General features: G+C 68.4%; 15 protein-coding genes and 1 other RNA gene. 9 read left to right on the top strand and 7 right to left on the bottom strand.

Features of this window, described 5'->3' with window-relative positions:
* Positions 1 to 6: 6 nt before the first annotated feature.
* Together gph and ssrA are read left to right on the top strand one after the other, a co-directional pair.
* Positions 7 to 720, top strand: a complete 714-nt coding sequence (gene gph, locus CFB46_RS09005) for a phosphoglycolate phosphatase (RefSeq protein ID WP_089499794.1) — start codon at positions 7 to 9, stop codon at positions 718 to 720.
* A gap of 16 nt (positions 721 to 736) precedes the next feature.
* Positions 737 to 1,106, top strand: a transfer-messenger RNA (tmRNA) gene (gene ssrA, locus CFB46_RS09000).
* Between the two features lie 301 nt (positions 1,107 to 1,407).
* On the opposite strand, the gene CFB46_RS08995 is transcribed toward ssrA, so the two are convergent.
* The 3 genes from CFB46_RS08995 to CFB46_RS08985 all read right to left on the bottom strand — a co-directional run bounded on the left by CFB46_RS08995 (position 1,408) and on the right by CFB46_RS08985 (position 3,597).
* Positions 1,408 to 1,761: a DUF4148 domain-containing protein gene (locus CFB46_RS08995; protein ID WP_089499793.1), complete on the bottom strand. Its 354-nt coding sequence runs from the start codon at positions 1,759 to 1,761 to the stop codon at positions 1,408 to 1,410.
* Between the two features lie 358 nt (positions 1,762 to 2,119).
* Positions 2,120 to 2,389, bottom strand: coding sequence for a hypothetical protein (locus CFB46_RS08990; protein WP_027783856.1), 270 nt, complete (start codon positions 2,387 to 2,389; stop codon positions 2,120 to 2,122).
* 101 nt (positions 2,390 to 2,490) lie between these two features.
* Positions 2,491 to 3,597, bottom strand: a complete 1,107-nt coding sequence (locus CFB46_RS08985) for a substrate-binding domain-containing protein (protein ID WP_089499792.1) — start codon at positions 3,595 to 3,597, stop codon at positions 2,491 to 2,493.
* A 132-nt stretch (positions 3,598 to 3,729) separates the two neighbouring features.
* On the opposite strand from CFB46_RS08985, the gene CFB46_RS08980 reads away from it, so the two are divergent.
* The 4 genes from CFB46_RS08980 to CFB46_RS08965 are packed head-to-tail and all read left to right on the top strand — an operon-like array spanning position 3,730 to position 9,032.
* Positions 3,730 to 4,230, top strand: a complete 501-nt coding sequence (locus CFB46_RS08980) for an NAD(P)H-dependent oxidoreductase subunit E (protein ID WP_089499791.1) — start codon at positions 3,730 to 3,732, stop codon at positions 4,228 to 4,230.
* Positions 4,227 to 5,804: a formate dehydrogenase beta subunit gene (locus CFB46_RS08975; RefSeq protein ID WP_089499790.1), complete on the top strand. Its 1,578-nt coding sequence runs from the start codon at positions 4,227 to 4,229 to the stop codon at positions 5,802 to 5,804. The genes CFB46_RS08980 and CFB46_RS08975 overlap by 4 nt, the downstream gene beginning before the upstream one ends.
* Positions 5,805 to 5,821: 17 nt before the next feature.
* Complete coding sequence (fdhF, locus tag CFB46_RS08970; RefSeq protein ID WP_089499789.1) at positions 5,822 to 8,773, top strand: formate dehydrogenase subunit alpha; 2,952 nt, start codon at positions 5,822 to 5,824, stop codon at positions 8,771 to 8,773.
* Between the two features lie 7 nt (positions 8,774 to 8,780).
* Positions 8,781 to 9,032, top strand: coding sequence for a formate dehydrogenase subunit delta (locus CFB46_RS08965; RefSeq protein ID WP_089499788.1), 252 nt, complete (start codon positions 8,781 to 8,783; stop codon positions 9,030 to 9,032).
* Between the two features lie 8 nt (positions 9,033 to 9,040).
* Here CFB46_RS08965 and CFB46_RS08960 read toward each other — a convergent pair whose 3' ends face one another.
* A complete protein-coding gene (locus tag CFB46_RS08960; RefSeq protein WP_089499787.1) occupies positions 9,041 to 10,687 on the bottom strand; it encodes an FAD-dependent monooxygenase in 1,647 nt (548 codons plus the stop codon).
* A gap of 130 nt (positions 10,688 to 10,817) precedes the next feature.
* Here CFB46_RS08960 and CFB46_RS08955 point away from each other — a divergent pair, with 130 nt between their 5' ends.
* The gene (locus CFB46_RS08955; RefSeq protein WP_415748915.1) at positions 10,818 to 12,653 is read left to right on the top strand and encodes a tetratricopeptide repeat protein; all 1,836 of its coding nucleotides are present in this window, start codon (positions 10,818 to 10,820) and stop codon (positions 12,651 to 12,653) included.
* 81 nt (positions 12,654 to 12,734) lie between these two features.
* Here the strand turns inward: CFB46_RS08955 and CFB46_RS08950 are convergent, their stop codons facing one another.
* Positions 12,735 to 14,030, bottom strand: a complete 1,296-nt coding sequence (locus CFB46_RS08950; RefSeq protein WP_089499785.1) for an MFS transporter — start codon at positions 14,028 to 14,030, stop codon at positions 12,735 to 12,737.
* 354 nt (positions 14,031 to 14,384) lie between these two features.
* Between CFB46_RS08950 and CFB46_RS08940 the strand changes: the two genes are divergently transcribed.
* Positions 14,385 to 15,296 carry a hypothetical protein gene (locus tag CFB46_RS08940; protein WP_179235053.1) on the top strand — a complete coding sequence of 304 codons (912 nt, stop codon included), beginning with the start codon at positions 14,385 to 14,387 and terminating at the stop codon, positions 15,294 to 15,296.
* A gap of 79 nt (positions 15,297 to 15,375) precedes the next feature.
* On the opposite strand, the gene CFB46_RS08935 is transcribed toward CFB46_RS08940, so the two are convergent.
* Together CFB46_RS08935 and CFB46_RS08930 are read right to left on the bottom strand one after the other, a co-directional pair.
* Positions 15,376 to 16,074, bottom strand: coding sequence for a DUF2968 domain-containing protein (locus tag CFB46_RS08935; RefSeq protein ID WP_089499782.1), 699 nt, complete (start codon positions 16,072 to 16,074; stop codon positions 15,376 to 15,378).
* Between the two features lie 115 nt (positions 16,075 to 16,189).
* Positions 16,190 to 17,380 carry a gamma-glutamyl-gamma-aminobutyrate hydrolase family protein gene (locus CFB46_RS08930; protein WP_089499781.1) on the bottom strand — a complete coding sequence of 397 codons (1,191 nt, stop codon included), beginning with the start codon at positions 17,378 to 17,380 and terminating at the stop codon, positions 16,190 to 16,192.
* Between the two features lie 271 nt (positions 17,381 to 17,651).
* Here CFB46_RS08930 and CFB46_RS08920 point away from each other — a divergent pair, with 271 nt between their 5' ends.
* The gene (locus CFB46_RS08920) at positions 17,652 to 18,332 is read left to right on the top strand and encodes a GntR family transcriptional regulator (RefSeq protein ID WP_089499780.1); all 681 of its coding nucleotides are present in this window, start codon (positions 17,652 to 17,654) and stop codon (positions 18,330 to 18,332) included.

The following is an 18,332-nucleotide window of genomic DNA, read 5'->3' as shown; positions in this document are numbered from 1 at the left end:
ACCGGCATGACGACTCCCCTTTCGACCGCGCGGATCGCAGACGAACCGCGCCTGCTGCACTGCGATGCGGTCCTGTTCGATCTGGACGGCACGCTCGCCGACACGGCACCCGATCTCGCGGCAGCCGTCAACAAGATGCAGCGCGAGCGCGGCCTGCCCGAAACGTCGCTCGACGTGTTGCGGCCGCTGGCCTCGGCGGGCGCCCGCGGCCTGCTCGGCGGTGCGTTCGGCATCGATCCGCACACGCCCGGCTACGAAGCGATGCGCGACGAATTTCTGGTCAACTACGCGACCGATCTCTGCGTGCAGACGACGCTGTTCCCCGGCATCGGCGACGTGCTCGACGAACTCGATGCGCGCGGCGTGCGCTGGGGCATCGTCACGAACAAGGCGATGCGGCTCACGGCGCCGCTCGTCGAGCTGCTCGGTCTCGCGCCGCGCGCCGCCTGCGTCGTCGGGGGCGACACAACGCCGCACTCGAAACCGCATCCGGCCCCGCTGCTGCATGCGGCCGGCCAGTTGACGCTCGCGCCCGCGCGCATCGTCTACGTCGGCGACGACCTGCGCGACATTCAGGCCGGCAGCGCCGCCGGCATGGCCACCGTGGCAGCCGCGTACGGCTATTGCGGCGACGGCATCGCGCCGGCCGACTGGCAGGCCCAGCACCTCGTCGACACGACGCAGGAACTGCGGGACCTGCTGCGCGATGTTGGGCTATAATGGTCGATCTTACCGCGGGGGCGACCTGGTTTCGACAGGGGTTGTGAAGCGGCTAGGGCATGTCGAGGACCCGTCACCTCGTTAATCAATGGGAAAATCGTAACTGCAAACGACGAAACGTTCGCACTGGCAGCCTAAGGGCCGCCGTCCTCTGCCTAGTTCACTGACGGGCTAGTGTCGCAAGACCGGTAGCAATACCGCCAGAGGTCATTTACGTCAGTTAAGCTCTGTCGGCGTCGCGACGCCAGGGTCGAAAATCTAGCGAATCGCCGTAGTGCAGCGTGTTCGTCCGCGTCGCTGCGGTTAAATCAAAAGACTGGACTAAACATGTAGAACTAGTCGTGGAGCGCTTCTGGACGCGGGTTCGATTCCCGCCGCCTCCACCAAATTCCGCGCTCGTCGCACGAACCCCGCATGACGCAAGTCTGCGGGGTTTTTTGTTGCCGGCGAAACGCACGCCCGGCGCCTTCCGAAAAAGCGCCCAGCCACGGATGGGCCGTGCGGAATGCCGCCGATGCTCGGCGGCAGGAGGTGACGGATGTTCTGCTACGCGCGCTCCATCCATGACGGATGTTCGGCCGCGCCCGCGCCATCATCGGCTGCGCCGGGCAGCGACCGGTCCGATGGCTGGCGTCGGGCGCGATGCAGCGCCGCGCCCGCGCCTGCCCACACCGGGCGATATGCGGCTCAGCTGCCGCGATACAGCGACTTCATTTCTTCCGCGTTGGCCGGGCGCACGCCCATTGCACGCGAACCCGACGCCGATGCGCCCCGTGCCTGCGCACCGTAGCCGCTGGCGTCGGCGCCTTGAGCTTGCGCCAACGCACTGCGCTGCTGCTCCGCGATACGGGCCGTTGCGGCCTGGATCGCTTCCGGATAGTGCGGATCTTCGCCGCGGGCGGAGTTGTAACCGGCCTGCTGGAGTTGAACCAGTTCGGCACGGACCTGCGCTCGCGTGATCGTCGAACCCGACTGGGCGAACGAAACGACCGGAGCAACGAGAGCGGCAGCAACGACAACGGCTTGAACGAGCGACTTCATGATGACCTACCTCCAGATTTGTCTGATTCGGCGGTGAACACCTTGACCAGCGCCGACAAACCGAAGTTTATGTAGGTGGATGCTTAAGAATAAGGCAGGTTTCAGGAAGACATCCTTCCTGATTTACGGGTTAACCCTAGATTTCTGTCGGGACGGGAATGCGGGCGAACGGCCGCTTCGCCCGTCCCGTCTTGCGTGAAGAGCCGCCGAAAAGCACGAGCCCCGCGAAGCGGGAGGCTTCGCGGGGCTCGAATAGAGGTGCGGAATCAGACGGAACGTCTGCTGCAGTCCGTCAGTTGCTCAAACCGCCGCACAAAAGGCAAGCGCCCCACCCGGGCGCAGACATGCCGCCGGCCCGTTACCGGGTATCCAGCGGGCACTTCAGGTTGCAGCCGTTCGGATCGCCCAGATCACCCTTGCGACGCAATGCCGACTTCTTGCCACTCTGGTATTTCTCCGACGGCGTCGATGCCGCGAACGGCATCTGCGGATGTTCGTTCAGGCGGAACTGTTCGCTCAGGATGCCGCCGGGCACCCCCGGGGAATTCTGCGCGAACGCAAACGGCGAAGCGACGGCCAGCAGCCCCGCGGTCAACGCTGCCGCGGCAAGGGGAACGGAAAATTTCATGGCGGGATGACGCCTGAACGGCGTGCTTGTTGGAACGTTGATCAAGCGGCAAGCGTAGCGCAATTCCCCCACTGCTGCAGCGCGGCGCGATCGCATCTTCGTTACCGGGAATTGCCGTCCGGGCCGCTCGCGTCGTCGCTGCCGGCCAGCCCGGTCGCGATGCGCTCCAGCGCGCCGCACGCGGCCGGATCGTAGCCGTCGAGATGCGCGACGCGCTCGACGAAGCGTGCGTCACGCAGGAGTGCCAGCACATCGGCGAGCGGCCGCACATCGAGCCGAGCGCGTTCGCATGCGAAGTAATAGTCCTCGTCGACGACCGAGATGAAGTCGAGCCCGAAATGATGGGCAGCCGGCTCGACGCCGAAACCGAGATCGGCCATTCCGCTCGCGACGAACGCCGCGATCGCCGAATGCGTGAGTTCGGCCGACGCATAGCCGTCGATACGCTCCGGATCGATGCCGATCGCGCGCAACGCGAGATCCAGCAACATGCGCGTGCCCGATCCCGGTTGGCGGTTGACGAAGCGGATGTCGTTGCGTGCCAGATCCGCCAGCCCGCGTACCTGCTTCGGGTTGCCGCGCGGGACGAACAGCCCTTGCTGGCGGCGCGTCAGGTGGATCAGCACGTGGCGCGTGTCGTCGAGCCACGGCCGGTAGATTTGCGCGCACTGCGCGCGAAACGCGCCGCGCGGCAAATGGAAGCCGGCGAGGTCGCATTCGCCGCGCGCGAGCGCCTGCACGGCCTCGACGCTCTCGCGATACTTGATGTCGACGGCCGCCTGCGCATCGACGAGCGCGGAAACGAGCGTCGCGACCGCGTAACCGTGCGACGCATGGATGCGCACGGCGCCGTCGCGCTGCGCGAGCCGCCGGTTCAGTTCACTGGCCACCTCGGCCGCCAGCGTGCGCAGGTTCCCGTCGAGGCGGCTGCGCGCCAGACGCTGCGCATCGACGACCGCCTGCCCGAGCGCCGACAACGTCGACCCCTTGCCGCGCGCGGTTTCGATCAATTCCCCGCCGATGCACGACTCCAGCGCGCGCAGCATGCCCCACGCGTGCCGGTACGACAGCCCCTTGGCTTGCGCGGCCTGCGCGATGCTGCCCGTATCGGCCACGAGCTCCAGCAGCGGAGCGACGTCGGAGAGGCTGGCCGAACGGCCTTCCGTGTCGCGTACGGTCAGATACGCGTCGCATTCGATTCGAATCAATTATGCACTCCGATTTCCTATTGCGACCGCGAAATCTTCCGCTTATCGTTGGTCAAAATCAATCAGAACGAAGTCCCGCGTGCGCACTATATGAATTTCGAGCGCATATGAGACTTTGGAGGAGCATAACCGATGTCCCCGAATTCCCCTGCGCCCGATGCGCTCGTCGAGCGCCATGCGCGCGCCGGCCGGTCGCTCGTCGCGATCCTGCACGCGATCCAGGACGACGCGGGCTACGTGCCGCAGGGCTGCGTCGCGCCGCTCGCCAAAGCGCTGAATCTGTCGCGCGCGGAAGTGCACGGCGTCCTGACCTACTACCATCATTTCCGCACCGCGCCGCCCGCCCGCGTGACGATCCAGATGTGCCGCGCCGAAGCGTGCCGCAGCATGGGCTGCGAAACGCTCGCCGCCCACGCGGAAGCCCGCACGGGCTGCCGGTTCGACGCCGCGCACGGCGATGCCGCCGCAGCCCACACGCCGGACGACGTCGCGCTCGAATCGGTTTACTGCCTCGGGCTGTGCGCGCAATCGCCGTCGATGACGGTCAACGGGGTGCTCCACGCAAAGGTCACGCCGGAGAAGTTCGACGCGCTGCTGGCCGACGCGGTCGCCCACACGCCGGAGGCCGCATGACGACCCGCATCTACGTACCGCGCGATTCGTCCGCGCTGGCACTCGGCGCCGACGCGCTCGCCGCCGCGATCATGGCCGAGGCCGAACGGCGCGGCGTCGCGATCGAGGTGGTCCGCAACGGTTCGCGCGGGCTGCTGTGGCTGGAGCCGCTCGTCGAGGTCGGGACGGCCGCGGGCCGCGTCGGCTATGCCAACCTGTCGGCCGCCGACGTGCCGGCCCTGTTCGACGCCAACTGGCTCGAAGGCGGCACGCATCCGAGCGGCGTCGGCCTCGTCGACGCGCTGCCCTATCTGGCGCGCCAGCAGCGGCTCACGTTCGCGCGCATCGGCCTGACCGATCCGTTGTCGATCGACGACTACCTGCAACACGACGGCCTCGCCGGCCTGAAGAACGCACTGGCGCTCGACGGCGACGCCGCATGCGAAACGCTGATCGAGTCGGGGCTGCGCGGCCGCGGCGGCGCGGCATTCCCGGCCGGCATCAAGTGGCGTACCGTGCGGCAAGCACGCGCCGCGCAGAAATACATCGTCTGCAACGCGGACGAAGGCGATTCGGGCACGTTCTCCGACCGCCTGCTGATGGAATGCGATCCGTACTGCCTGATCGAAGGGATGATCATCGCCGGTATCGCCACCGGCGCGACGGTCGGCTACATCTACGTACGCAGCGAATACCCGCACGCGATCGCCGTGCTCGAAGCCGCGATCGTCCGCGCGCGTGAAGCCGGCTGGCTCGGCGAACACGTGCTCGGCTCCCCGCATGCGTTCGAGCTGCACGTCGCGAAAGGCGCGGGCTCGTACGTCTGCGGCGAGGAAACGGCGCTGCTCGAATCGCTCGAGGGCAAGCGCGGCGTCGTACGCGCGAAACCGCCGCTGCCCGCGCTCGCCGGCCTGTTCGGCCAGCCGACCGTGATCAACAACGTGATCACGCTCGCGACGGCGCCCGTTATCTTCGCGCGCGGCGCCGCGTTCTATCGCGACTACGGGATGGGCCGCTCGCGCGGCACGCTGCCGTTCCAGCTGGCAGGCAACATCCGTCACGGCGGCCTCGTCGAGCTCGCGTTCGGCGTCACGCTGCGCGAACTGCTGTTCGACTTCGGCGGCGGCACGGCCAGCGGCCGGCCTGCACGCGCCGCGCAGGTCGGCGGCCCGCTCGGCACCTACCTGCCCGACCACCAGTGGGACGTGCCGCTCGACTACGAGGCGTACACGGCGATCGGCGCGGTCGTCGGCCACGGCGGCATCGTGCTGCACGACGACACGTCGAATCTCGCCGAGCTGGCCGAATACGCGATGAAGTTCTGCGCGATCGAATCGTGCGGCAAATGCACGCCGTGCCGGATCGGTTCGACGCGCGGCGTCGAGACGATCGCGCGCATTCGCCACGGCGATACGTCGGAGCGGCAGGTCACGCTGTTGCGCGACCTGTGCGACACGATGCTCGCCGGTTCGCTGTGCGCGATGGGCGGGATGACGCCGTACCCGGTGCTGTCCGCGCTCGATCACTTCCCCGAAGATTTCGGACTCGCCGCGGGCAAGGATGCCGCGTCGGGCCCGGTCAAGGCTGCGGCCTGACCCAGAAGGAGCCCTGCATGTCCCTCGACACGAACAACGTCCGCCAAGGCGGCTGCGGCTCGGGCCAATGCGCGTGCAAGAGCGCCGCACAGGCGCGCGCCCGCGATCCGTTCGACGATACCGACTACGGCACGCCGCAACGGTATGCCGATACCGACGTCACGCTCGAAATCGACGGCCAGCCGGTCACGGTGCCGGCCGGCACGTCGGTGATGCGCGCGGCGATCGAAGCCGGCGTCAACGTCCCGAAGCTCTGCGCGACCGATTCGCTCGAACCGTTCGGCTCGTGCCGGCTGTGCCTCGTCGAGATCGAGGGCCGGCGCGGCTATCCGGCGTCGTGCACGACGCCGGCCGAAGCCGGCATGAAGGTGCGCACGCAGTCGGACCGGCTGCAGTCGCTGCGCCGCAACGTGATGGAGCTGTACATCTCCGACCACCCGCTCGACTGCCTCACCTGCCCGGCCAACGGCGACTGCGAGCTGCAGGACATGGCGGGCGTGGTCGGCCTGCGCGAAGTGCGCTACGGTTTCGACGGCGCGAATCACCTGAAGGACACCAAGGACGAATCGAACCCGTACTTCACCTACGACCCGTCGAAATGCATCGTCTGTAACCGCTGCGTGCGCGCCTGCGAGGAAACGCAGGGCACGTTCGCGCTGACGATCACCGCGCGCGGCTTCGAATCGCGCGTCGCCGCGGGCGAAAGCGAATCGTTCATGGCGTCGGAGTGCGTGTCGTGCGGCGCCTGCGTCGCCGCATGCCCGACGGCCACGCTGCAGGAAAAATCCGTCGTGCAGCTCGGGCAGGCCGAGCACTCGGTCGTCACGACCTGCGCTTACTGCGGCGTCGGCTGCTCGTTCAAGGCCGAGATGAAGGGCACGCAGGTCGTGCGCATGACGCCGCACAAGAACGGTCTCGCGAACGAAGGCCACGCATGCGTGAAGGGGCGCTTCGCGTGGGGCTATGCGACGCACAAGGACCGCATCACGAAGCCGATGATCCGCGAGAAGATCACCGACCCATGGCGCGAAGTGAGCTGGGACGAAGCCCTCGCCTACGCGGCGACGCAATTCCGCAAGCTGCAGCAGAAGTACGGCCGCGATTCGATCGGCGGCATCACGTCGTCGCGCTGCACGAACGAGGAAACCTATCTCGTACAGAAGCTCGTGCGCGCCGCGTTCGGCAACAACAACGTCGATACCTGCGCACGCGTGTGCCACTCGCCGACCGGCTATGGCCTCAAGACGACGCTCGGCGAATCGGCCGGCACGCAGACGTTCGCATCGGTCGGCCAGGCCGACGTGATCGTCGTGATGGGTGCGAACCCGACCGAGGGCCACCCGGTGTTCGGCTCGCGGCTGAAGCGGCGCGTTCGCGAAGGCGCGAAGCTGATCGTGATCGACCCGCGCCGCATCGAGGTCGTCGACGGCCCGCATGTGAAGGCCACGCACCATCTGCAGCTGCGTCCGGGCACCAACGTCGCGATCGTCAATGCACTGGCGCACGTGATCGTCACTGAAGGGCTGGTGGCCGACGCCTTCGTCGCCGAGCGCTGCGAGACGCGCGCGTTCGAGCAATGGCGCGACTTCGTCGCGCAGGCCGACAATTCGCCCGAGGCGACAGCGGACGTGACGGGCGTGCCGGCCGAACTGGTCCGCGAGGCCGCGCGCCTGTACGCGACGGGCGGCAACGCCGCGATCTATTACGGGCTGGGCGTCACCGAACATGCTCAGGGCTCGACGACGGTGATGGGCATCGCGAACCTCGCGATGGCGACCGGCAACGTCGGCCGCGAAGGCGTCGGCGTCAATCCGCTGCGCGGCCAGAACAACGTGCAGGGTTCGTGCGACATGGGCTCGTTCCCGCACGAACTGCCCGGCTACCGCCACATCGGCGACGAAGTCGTGCGCGCGCAGTTCGAGCAGGCGTGGTCGGCCACGCTGCAGCCGGAGCCCGGACTGCGCATCCCGAACATGTTCGACGCTGCGCTCGACGGCAGCTTCAAGGGGCTTTACTGCCAGGGCGAGGACATCGTCCAGTCGGACCCGAACACGCAGCATGTCGCGGCCGCGCTGTCGGCGATGGAATGCATCGTCGTGCAGGACATCTTCCTGAACGAAACCGCGAAATATGCGCACGTGCTGCTGCCGGGCTCGACGTTCCTCGAGAAGGACGGCACGTTCACGAACGCGGAGCGCCGGATCTCGCGCGTGCGCAAGGTGATGCCGCCGCTCGCGGGCTACGCGGACTGGGAAGTCACGCTGCTGCTGTCGCAGGCACTCGGCTACGACATGCATTACACGCATCCGTCGGAAATCATGGACGAGATCGCGCGGCTCACGCCGACCTTCTCGGGCGTGTCGTACGACAAGCTCGACGCGCTCGGCAGCATCCAGTGGCCGTGCAACGAACAGGCGCCCGAAGGCACGCCGACCATGCACATCGACACGTTCGTGCGCGGCAAGGGGCGGTTCGTGATCACGAAGTTCATTCCGACGCCGGAGAAGGTCACGCAACGCTATCCGCTGATCCTGACGACGGGCCGCATCCTGTCGCAATACAACGTCGGCGCGCAGACGCGCCGGACCGAAAACGTCCGGTGGCACGAGGAGGATCGCCTCGAGATCCATCCGCACGACGCACAGGATCGCGGGATCCGCTCCGGCGACTGGGTCGGCATCGAATCGCGCGCGGGGCAGACGGTGCTGCGCGCGCTCGTGACGGAGCGCATGCAGCCGGGCGTCGTGTACACCACGTTCCACTTTCCCGAATCGGGCGCGAACGTGATCACGACGGACAGCTCCGACTGGGCGACGAACTGCCCCGAATACAAGGTGACGGCCGTGCAGGTGATGCCGGTTGCGCAGCCGTCCGACTGGCAGCGCGCGTATGCGCGCTTCAACTCGGAGCAGCTCGACCTGCTCGAGCGCCGCGCCGCCGCGCCAGCCGCCGTGACGACAGGCAAGTGAGGCCGCAATGGACAACGACCACCTGATCGACATGGCCAACCAGATCGGCGCATTCTTCGAATCGATGCCCGATCGCGACGAAGCGCTGGCCGGAATCGCCGAGCATATCCGGCGCTTCTGGGAACCGCGGATGCGACGCGCGTTTCTCGCCGCGCTCGACGATCCGTCGAGCGAAGCCGGGCAACGCGCGATGCCGATCGTGCGCGATGCGATCGCCGCGCATCGCGCGTCGCTCGTGCCTGCCGCAGCGCCCGCCTGAGCGCGCGGCTACGCGGACACCGACAGGCCCGCGAACCAGCTTTCGCAGTGGCGCAGCAACGCGTTGGCGTCGGTCGCCGTGCGCCCCCGCGCGGCGACATAGCCGTCGGGCCGCAGCAGATAGAACGACGGCCGCGAGCGGCCGTATTCCTGCGCGAGCCCTGCCGCCCCGTCGCCCTCGGCATCGGCGACGCGCCACACGCGCACCGCTTCCGGCATGATCCGTTCGAGCCCCTGCACGAGCACCTGCGCATCGGCCGGGATCGGCGGCACCTCGCCGGCGTCGGTATCCACCGGCTCTTCCAGCAGCAACAGCGTGAAACTCGCCGGATCGTGAAGATCGTATAGCCGCGCCGCGCCGGGCGCCCGACCGAGCGGCCCGTCGAGCACGTGCACGAGCGCATCGGGCGCGCGCTCGCCCGCGCGCGGGCCGCCGTCGAGCACGCGCTCGAGCGTGAGCGGGCTCTTCCGGTACTGCACGCCGAGCTCGCTCACCGTGCGCCGGAGCGCGTCGCGCAGCGGCCCGAACGACGCCAGCAGCGGCACGACATGATCGCGCAGCAGCTTCATCGCACCGCGCTCGGCTTCGACGACCTGCGTGACGAAACCGGTCTGCCGCAACACGTCGCGCTCGATCGGATGGCGCTCCGCGTGATAGGTGTCGAGCAACCGCTCGGGCGCGCCCGCGCCGAGGACGCGCGCGAGCTTCCAGCCGAGGTTGAACGCCTCCTGGATGCCGGTGTTCATGCCCTGCGCGCCGGCCGGGCTGTGGACGTGCGCGGCGTCGCCCGCGAAGAACACGCGGCCATGACGCAGTCGACCGACCATCCGGCTGTGCAGGTGGAAATAGGACGACCACGCGAGATCGCTTGGCGAGATCGATGCGCCGACGCGCGCACGAATGATCGCATCGCATTCCGCGAGCGACGGAGCCGGCGCGTCGGGCGACGCGTCGCTGCCGGGCGGCCGGTCCGCGACGAGCCGGTAACGGCCGCCTCCCATCGGAAACAGGCCAGCGATTCCGGAGGGCGTCGTGAACAGGTGGATCTCCTCGTCCGGCCAGTCGGGTATCGCCGCGAAATCGGCCAGCAGGAAAGTCTGTTCGAACGCATGCCCGGCAAAGCCGAGGCCGAGGAGATGCCTGACCGTGCTGTGCGCGCCGTCGGCGGCAATCAGGTATGACGGGGTGAACGACTCGTCGCGGCCGTCGGCGCAGCGCAGCGTCACGTCGAGCGACGTGCCGCCCGCGTCGCATGCGGTCAGCGCCGTACCGCGTTCGACGGTCACGCCCATTCCGGCCAGATGTTCGGCGAGCAGCCGCTCGGTGATGCTCTGGTCGAGAAACATCAGATACGGATAGCGCGTTCGCAGCGGATCGAAATCGAGCCGTGCGATCACGCGGCCGTCGGCATGCAGCTCGGCCGCATGCGCGCGATGGCCGAGCGCGAGAAACGGTTCGACCGCACGATGCTGCTCCAGCAGTTCGAGCGTGCGCGCCTGGATGCCGATCGCACGCGAAAACGGCGCCGGCGCGACGAGACGATCGATGATGCGCACCGGCACGCGGGCCCGCGCGAGGCTCATCGCCGCGGCAAGGCCGGTCGGCCCCGCGCCGACGATCAGCACGGGCGGGATATCGGACAGTGTGTCAGCCATGAGACCCTCGATGACACGCGACTCTGCAAGTCTACGCCGCTCCGCGTCACGGGGCCATATGCCAACCGGCCGATCCGCGACCCCGCCGCGCGGTGTGGGAAAATACGCGCTTTCCGCTCGTTTTCGCGTCATGGATTCCGTATTCGACCGGGCATACGCCGCACACCGCGCGGGTCGCCTCGCCGAGGCCGAGCACGGCTATCGCAACGCGCTCGCCTCCAACCCCGCCGACGCCGACGCGCTGCACCTGTTCGGCGTGCTGCGGCATCAGCAGGGCCAGCACGCCGAGGCAGCCGATCTCGTCGGCCGCGCCGTCGCATTGCGTCCGAACGATGCCGCGCTGCAGCTCAATCTCGGCAACGCGCTGAAAGCGCTCGGCCGGCTCGACGAAGCGATCGACCGCTTTCGCAACGCGCTGACGCTCGCGCCCGAATTTCCGCTCGCGCACTACAACCTCGGCAACGCCTATGCGGCGGTGCAGCGTCACGACGATGCGATCGACGCCTTCGGCCGCGCGCTGCGGCTCACGCCCGACGACGCATCGATCCACAACAATCTCGGCAACGCGCTGAACGCGCTCGGCCGCCACGACGACGCGCTCGCCGCGTTCGGTCGCGCGCTCGAGCTCCGGCCCGGGCATGCGGGCGCGCACAACAACCTCGGGATGGCACTGAGCGCGATGGGCCGCGCCGACGATGCGATCGCGCACTTCCAGGCCGCGATCGCCGCACAGCCGCGGTTCGTCGCCGCGCATTTCAATCTCGGCAACACGTTCGATGCGGTCGGCCGGCATGCCGAGGCGGCCTCGGCATTCGAAGCCGCGCTCGCGCTGCACCCGCCGTTTCCGCTCGCGCTGTTCGGGCTCGCGAACGCACTCTGCGCGCAGGCGCGCCACCGCGACGCGCTGCCCTACTACGAACGCGCCGTCGGGCTCGATCCGTCGTTCGGGCTCGCATGGCTGAATCTCGGCAACGCGCATCACGCGCTCGGCGCGCACGAAATGGCGCTGCGCGCATTCGACCAGGCACTGCGCGTCGCGCCCGATCTCACGCTCGCGCGGCTGCATCGCGCGGTCACGTTGCTGACGCTGCGCGACTTCGCGCGCGGCCTGCCCGCCTACGAAGCGCGCCACGAGACGCCCGGCGCGACGCCGCTCGGCGCGCTGCCGCGCTGGCAGGGCGAGCCGATTGCGTCGCGTACGCTGCTGATCCGCGCGGAACAGGGGTTCGGCGACACGCTGCAGTTCGTCCGCTTCGTGCCGCTGGCCCGCGCCCGCTGCGCGCGCGTCGTGCTCGAAGTCCAGCCGGAACTCGTCGCACTGCTGACGCCGGCCGCGTCGCGCTGGCGCGTGACGCTCGTCGCGCAAGGCGCCGCGAAGCTGCCTGCCGCGGACGTCGCCTGCACGCTGATGAGCCTGCCGTTCCTGCTCGGGCTTCAGCCGGAAGACATCGTCGGCTCGCGCTACCTCGATGCGCCCGACGGCGCCGGGCGGCGCTTTCGCGGCTCGCTCGGCGGGCAGTCGAAGCGCAAGTTCGGCCTGGCGTGGTCGGGGCGCCGGCAGGCGCAGGAAAACCGCTCGATGCCGTTCGACGCGCTCGCGCCGCTGCTCGCGCTGCCGGACATCGACTGGATCGTGCTACAGCCCGCGCTGGACGACGACGAACGGGCGCGCGTCGACGCGCATCCGCGCGTGCATCGTCTCGACGGCCGGCTGAACGACTTTGCCGATACGGCCGCGCTGATCGAACGGCTCGACGGCGTCGTCACGATCGACACGGCTGTCGCGCACCTCGCGGGCGCACTCGGCAAGCCGCTGTGGGTCATGCTGCCGTTCTCACCCGACTGGCGCTGGTTCACCGGCGGCGACTGCCCGTGGTATGCGCAGGCCAGGATCGCCCGCCAGCCTGCACCGGGCGCATGGCCCGACGTGGCGGCCGCGGTGGCCGACATGCTGCGCGAGGCATGACCGCAAACGAAGAAGGGAGCGCATTGCGCTCCCTTCTTCGATGCGATGCGCGGCCGACGCCGCGCGACATACCGGCCGCCGTCAGGCCGACTTGTACTGGTTGCGCGCGTCGGCGGTGCGGTAGAGCACGAACGTCGCGATCAAGCCGCAGATCGCGGCCACACTCAACCACAGCCCCGGCGCCGCCTTGTTGCCCGTCTGGTGGATCAGCAGCGTCGAGATCGCCGGCGTGAAGCCGCCGATCGTCGTTGCCAGGCTGTATGCGAGCGAGAAGCCGGCCGTACGCACGTCGACCGGCATCACTTCGGTCAGCGCGACGACCATCGCCCCGTTGTACGACGCGTACAGGAACGACAGCCACAGCTCGACCGCGAGCAGCCGCAGGAACGACGGATCGCCGACGAGCCACAGCACGGCCGGGTAAGCCGACAGCAGCGTCAGCACGGTGAACGCGATCAGCACCGGGCGGCGGCCGATGCGATCGGACAGCGCACCGGACAGCGGCAGCCACACGAGGTTCGAGATCCCGACACAGACGGTCACGACAAGCGCGTCGAGCGACGACAGGTGCAGCACTTCCTTGCCGAAGGTCGGCGTGTAGGCGGTAATCATGTAGAACGACACCGTCGTCATGATCACCATCCCCATGCCGGCCACCACGACACCCCAGTTGTCGAGCATCGAGCGCATGATCTCGCCCATCGTCGGGCGATGGCGCTTCGCGAGAAATTCGTCGGTCTCCTTCAGCGAACGGCGGATCAGGAACAGGAACGGCACGATCAGGCAGCCGATGAGGAATGGAATGCGCCAGCCCCACGCGGTCATTTCCTCGACCGGCAGCGCGCGGTTCAGCACGACGCCGACGAACGCGGCGAACACGACGGCCACCTGCTGGCTGCCCGACTGCCACGACGTATAGAACCCCTTGTGGCCCTTCGTCGCGATCTCCGACAGATAGACCGACACGCCGCCGAGTTCGACGCCCGCCGAGAAGCCTTGCAACAACCGGCCGAGCAGCACGAGCACCGGCGCGAGCACACCGATCGTCGCATAGCCCGGTATCGCGGCCACCGTGAGCGTGCCGATCGCCATCAGCCCGAGCGTCAGGATCAGCCCCTTGCGGCGGCCGTGATGGTCGATATACGCGCCGAGCACGATCGCACCGACCGGCCGCATCAGGAAGCCCGCGCCGAATACCGACAGCGACAGCATCAGCGACGCGAAGGCGTTGCCGCTCGGAAAGTACGTTTTCGCGATGGCCGACGCGTAATACCCGTAGACCATGAAGTCGTACATTTCCAGGAAGTTGCCGCTGACGACCCGGAAGACGGTGCGGACTTTCGATTCCTGCGCGATGGCAGGGGACGCGGTGGACATGTTTTCTCGCTCAGCTCGGATGGCGCGAATACCGCGCCGCATGAATCCGACGATGCGCGACGCGCCGGGTCGGGCCGGCGCGCGCGGGCATCGCTGCCCGCCGGCGGCACGGCGCGTAACGGCGCGCCACCGGCATGATTCGCGAATCATGCCACGCCAGGCCGATATTTGCCTTGTGGCGCCCTGTCATGGCCGTCGCGGTATCCGCCTCGTACACGTCGCCCCGCAATGGGCACAAGAATCAGATCAATCTGATCGACCTGCGTTCGCCTGCTGACCACAATGTCACGATTTGCGACGACATTTCCTCGCCGCTCCGGCACGGTCACCCGTGTCGCACGGCGGCCCCCCTTCATGACCCCATCGCCCCTCGTCCCGGTCGAAGGCGCGCTCGCCCGCCCACGCGCCACTCCGCTCGATCACATCCCGCCGTTCGGCCGCGAATGGCGATTCCCCGGTGCGCCCGGCGCACGGCCCGGCAGGAACTGCCTCGCGACACTGACGACGTCCTGCATCGATGTCGACCGGCCACACCGCACGTGCCAATGGCAACCACTGCCCGCGGCGGCATCGCTGCCGGCTTCGGTCGGGGTGGCTGTCACGCCGGCCGCGGCGGCCGCCCGTCGCGTGCCGGATCCTGCGCGCCGCCCTCGCGACCGGCGCGCGATGTACGCCGTCTGCTGGAGTATCGGCGCGCTCGGCATCATCGGCTGGCTGATCGGCGCGTACGCTCCGCCTGTGGGTCGCGGTCCTGCGTACGCGCTTCAAGCGTCCGGCGGCGCGGCACAACCTGCTACGTCGACGCACGTCATGCCGCAGCGCAACGTGGCGACACCTGTCGCGAACACGGTTGGATCGCCGCCAGCCACGCATCGCGTCGCGCTTCGCCCGGCGCCGCGCCACCCGCGAGCGACGGCCGACGTACGGCACGCCCCCCCTGCCTCGCCACGTCGAGCAACCAGCCAACGCACGACGAAGGCACCGCCCCGCACACCGGTCGTGCCGCGGCTCGCCGCCCATCCGCCGATCCAGCGCGGCGCGATCCACGCCGGCACACGCGATCGGCTCGCTCCGCCGCCGCGCATGGCAGACACCCGCGATACCCGCGCCTCGCTCGACGATCCGGCCACGTTGATTGCCATGACGAACGCGCTGCGCGCCGCGCAGCCGGCGCGCCCGGCGCCCCCGCCCGCGGCCGGTTTCGACTGGATGTCGCAACTGTCGCACCGCCGCGTGACCGACGTGCCGGAAGCGGTCCCGCACTGACGCACGCGCAAATAAAAAACCCGGCGAAGATCGCTTCGCCGGGTTTGCGCTCGTCTCGCTGCGTCCGTTCGACGAATCGTTACTTGTGCGCGGGCAGCCCCGTCTCGGTCTGCTTCTCGAGTTGCCGCACCTGCTCCTGCAGATCGCGCAACTGCAACTGCGCAGCCCGCTTCTCGACCTGCAGCGCCTGGGCCTGCTCCTGCGCCGACTTCTGCCGCTGCGTGACTTCGGCCTGCTGGCTGCGCGCGACGCTCAAGTCGGCCTGCAACTGCTGCGCCCGATTCGCCTGCAGCGCGATCACGCGTTCGAGAAATGCCTTCTGCGCCTGCAGCTCGGTCCGGCGGATCTCGATATCGGCGAGCTGCGCCGTCTGCTGGACGAAGTTCGCGTACACCATCTCCGCGCGATTCTTTTCCTGCGAACGGATCACGCGCCACAGGTTCTTGTCCTGGAACAGCGCGACGTAGTACGTCATCTCGCGCGGATCGAACATCAGGCTCGCGCCGTAGCTGCCGTTGTAGGTCGTGCGCATCTCGACGATCCGGCCGTCGTGCAACATCTGCGTCAGCTCGGCGACGTTGCCTTGCGCGGCGGCGTCCGTCGCGGCCGCGGCCGATGCCGCCGGCGACGCGCCGCCGCTCAGGCTCGTGACCGCCGGACGCGTGCCGGCGGCAGGTACGGTCGCATCGGCGGACCAGGCCGCGCCCGCTTGCGTGCAGGCAGCCAGTGCAACGATCCACGTTGCGCATCGTGCAGGGGAAAAGTTTCGGAAAACCAACGTCAGACTCCGGCGAGCGAATCGGAACTCGCGATTATCGTTCAAAACGAAACGGCCGCATCTCGAATTAATCGGGATGCGGCCGGCCTTCGTGCGACGCGAAAAATACGGCGTGCTACAGACGCGTTTCGCGCGCCGCGCGCAGGAACGCGTCGAGCAGCGGCGTGCAGTCGAGCAGTTCCGAGCCGCCCGCGCGATGGAACTCCGGATGCCACTGCACACCGACCACGAACGGCGACCGCCGGTGGCGAATGCCTTCGATGATCCCGTCGCCGGCCGACACGGCCTCGATGTTCAGATCGCGGCCGAGATCGCGGATCGCCTGGTGGTGTATCGAATTGACGATCGCTTCGCTGCGCCCCGGGAACATGCTCGCGAGCGTCGACGAGTCGGGGAAGCGGATCGCGTGACGATGCTGGTCGTAATGCTCGCTCACGTGCGCGTTCGCGGTCGGCACGTCGGTGGCGATGTCCTGGTACAGCGAGCCGCCGAACGCGACGTTGATCAACTGGCAGCCGCGACACACGCCGAGCACGGGTTTGCCGGACTCGACGAATTCGTGCAGCAGCTCGAGCTCGTACATGTCGCGCACGCGATCGCCCGGCCATTCGGGGCGCGCATCCGACGCCGCGTAGGTCTGCGGCGACACGTCGGCGCCGCCTTGCAGCAGCAGGCCGTCGAGATGCTTCGCGTAGTCGCGCAGGCGAATGTTGCTCGGATGGATCATGCCTTGATGGCCGACGGTCGGAATCATGAACACGAGCACGTCGCGCGACATCACCCAGTGGGCGATCGATTCCTCGAGATACTGCAGCGTCTTGCCGCGCAGCCCCTTCGCGCCGGGCTCCGGATGGAAGATCCGCGCCGACACGCCGATGCGCAGCGTGCGCTGCGTGATCCGCTGGCCGGCGCGGTCGAACAGCCGCCGCGCGCGCGCCGCGACGATCCGGCCGAACACCGACCACGGCGTGTCGCTCTGTTTCAGATAGGCCGGCGGCGCATTCTGCGCGTTCGCGGGCGGCGGCCGAGGCGTGTCGAAATCGGGCGGCGCGCCGAATCCGGGCGGCGGCACGCCTGGCTTCGGCGGCGCGGCCGCGGCAGCGCCGTCACCGACGGCGCCCGCCGCACCGGGCGCACCCGGCTCGGATGCGGCCGTGACGGGCGATGCGCCGTCGTCGGCGACATTCTCCGCGGCGGCCTGCGTAGCCGGCGCATCGGGCGTTTTCGCCGGATCGGGACGGGGGGAATCGGAAGAAGCGGAAGAGGTGCCGGGCAGACCGGCCGGGGAAGGCGTGTTTTCGCTCATGACGATGGTCTGATGCGTCGCTCGCGCGTAGGGATAGACGAGGATTCATTATGCTTCAGTGCACGATCGCGCGGCAAACCTGCAACATCCTGTCGATATTGTTGCAAGTCGGTGGCAAGTCGCGCGGGGGAGCGGCCCGAGTCGCGAGCCGGCCTCGCATCGACCATACTGGACGCCACTGATATATCACAATAATATCCAGAGATCGCCCACGCTTCCCGAGCATCCGCACCATGATCGCGCCCCTTCCGGCCCCGGCCGCGCCGCCCGCATGAGTACGCTGACCGACGTCACCCGCGATCGCTCCACCGCGTCTCCGGCCAGCCTCGCCGACCGCGCGTACGCACTGATCCAGCGCGACATCATCACGATGCGCCTGAAGCCGGGCGCCGCGCTCAACGAAGCCGACCTCGTCGCACGTACGGGGATCGGCCGCACGCCGGTGCATCAGGCCGTGCATCGGCTCGTGCTCGAAGGGTTGCTGTCCGTGATGCCGCGCAAGGGCTTGATGGTGCAACCGCTGTCGCTCGACGACATCGTCGCGGTGATCGACGTGCGGCGCATCAACGAAGCGCACTGCGCCGAACTGGCCGCGCGCCATGCGACGCCCGACGATCTCGCGCGCCTGGCCGCGCTGCTCGACGACGGGCAGGCCTGCGTCGATACGCACGACGTCGAGGGCATGATGGAGCTCGACCGCGCGTTTCATCAGACGATCGCCGCGGCCGCGCGCAACGCGGTGCTCGCCGACATCCTGCGCGCGTTGCACGAGCGTTCGTTGCGCTTCTGGTTCGTCACGCTGTCCGAACCGCACCATCTCGCCGACGTCCAGCACGAGCACCGCGCGCTGTTCGATCGGCTGTCCGCACGCGACGCCGCGGGCGCGCGCGCAGCCGTCGAACGCCATATCGATTCGTTTCGCTCCACGCTTCTTCAACATCTTCGCCCCTGA

Source organism: Burkholderia sp. HI2761, from assembly GCF_002223355.1.
GTDB lineage: Bacteria > Pseudomonadota > Gammaproteobacteria > Burkholderiales > Burkholderiaceae > Burkholderia.
This window is presented reverse-complemented; position numbering and strand designations above follow the sequence as displayed.

Coding starts and splice junctions, on each gene's coding strand:
- gph (WP_089499794.1), top strand. CDS start 7: ATGACGACTCCCCTTTCGACCGCGCGGATCGCAGACGAACCGCGCCTG.
- CFB46_RS08995 (WP_089499793.1), bottom strand. CDS start 1,761: ATGAAGTCGCTCGTTCAAGCCGTTGTCGTTGCTGCCGCTCTCGTTGCT.
- CFB46_RS08990 (WP_027783856.1), bottom strand. CDS start 2,389: ATGAAATTTTCCGTTCCCCTTGCCGCGGCAGCGTTGACCGCGGGGCTG.
- CFB46_RS08980 (WP_089499791.1), top strand. CDS start 3,730: ATGTCCCCGAATTCCCCTGCGCCCGATGCGCTCGTCGAGCGCCATGCG.
- CFB46_RS08975 (WP_089499790.1), top strand. CDS start 4,227: ATGACGACCCGCATCTACGTACCGCGCGATTCGTCCGCGCTGGCACTC.
- fdhF (WP_089499789.1), top strand. CDS start 5,822: ATGTCCCTCGACACGAACAACGTCCGCCAAGGCGGCTGCGGCTCGGGC.
- CFB46_RS08965 (WP_089499788.1), top strand. CDS start 8,781: ATGGACAACGACCACCTGATCGACATGGCCAACCAGATCGGCGCATTC.
- CFB46_RS08960 (WP_089499787.1), bottom strand. CDS start 10,687: ATGGCTGACACACTGTCCGATATCCCGCCCGTGCTGATCGTCGGCGCG.
- CFB46_RS08955 (WP_415748915.1), top strand. CDS start 10,818: ATGGATTCCGTATTCGACCGGGCATACGCCGCACACCGCGCGGGTCGC.
- CFB46_RS08950 (WP_089499785.1), bottom strand. CDS start 14,030: ATGTCCACCGCGTCCCCTGCCATCGCGCAGGAATCGAAAGTCCGCACC.
- CFB46_RS08940 (WP_179235053.1), top strand. CDS start 14,385: ATGACCCCATCGCCCCTCGTCCCGGTCGAAGGCGCGCTCGCCCGCCCA.
- CFB46_RS08930 (WP_089499781.1), bottom strand. CDS start 17,380: ATGAGCGAAAACACGCCTTCCCCGGCCGGTCTGCCCGGCACCTCTTCC.
- CFB46_RS08920 (WP_089499780.1), top strand. CDS start 17,652: ATGAGTACGCTGACCGACGTCACCCGCGATCGCTCCACCGCGTCTCCG.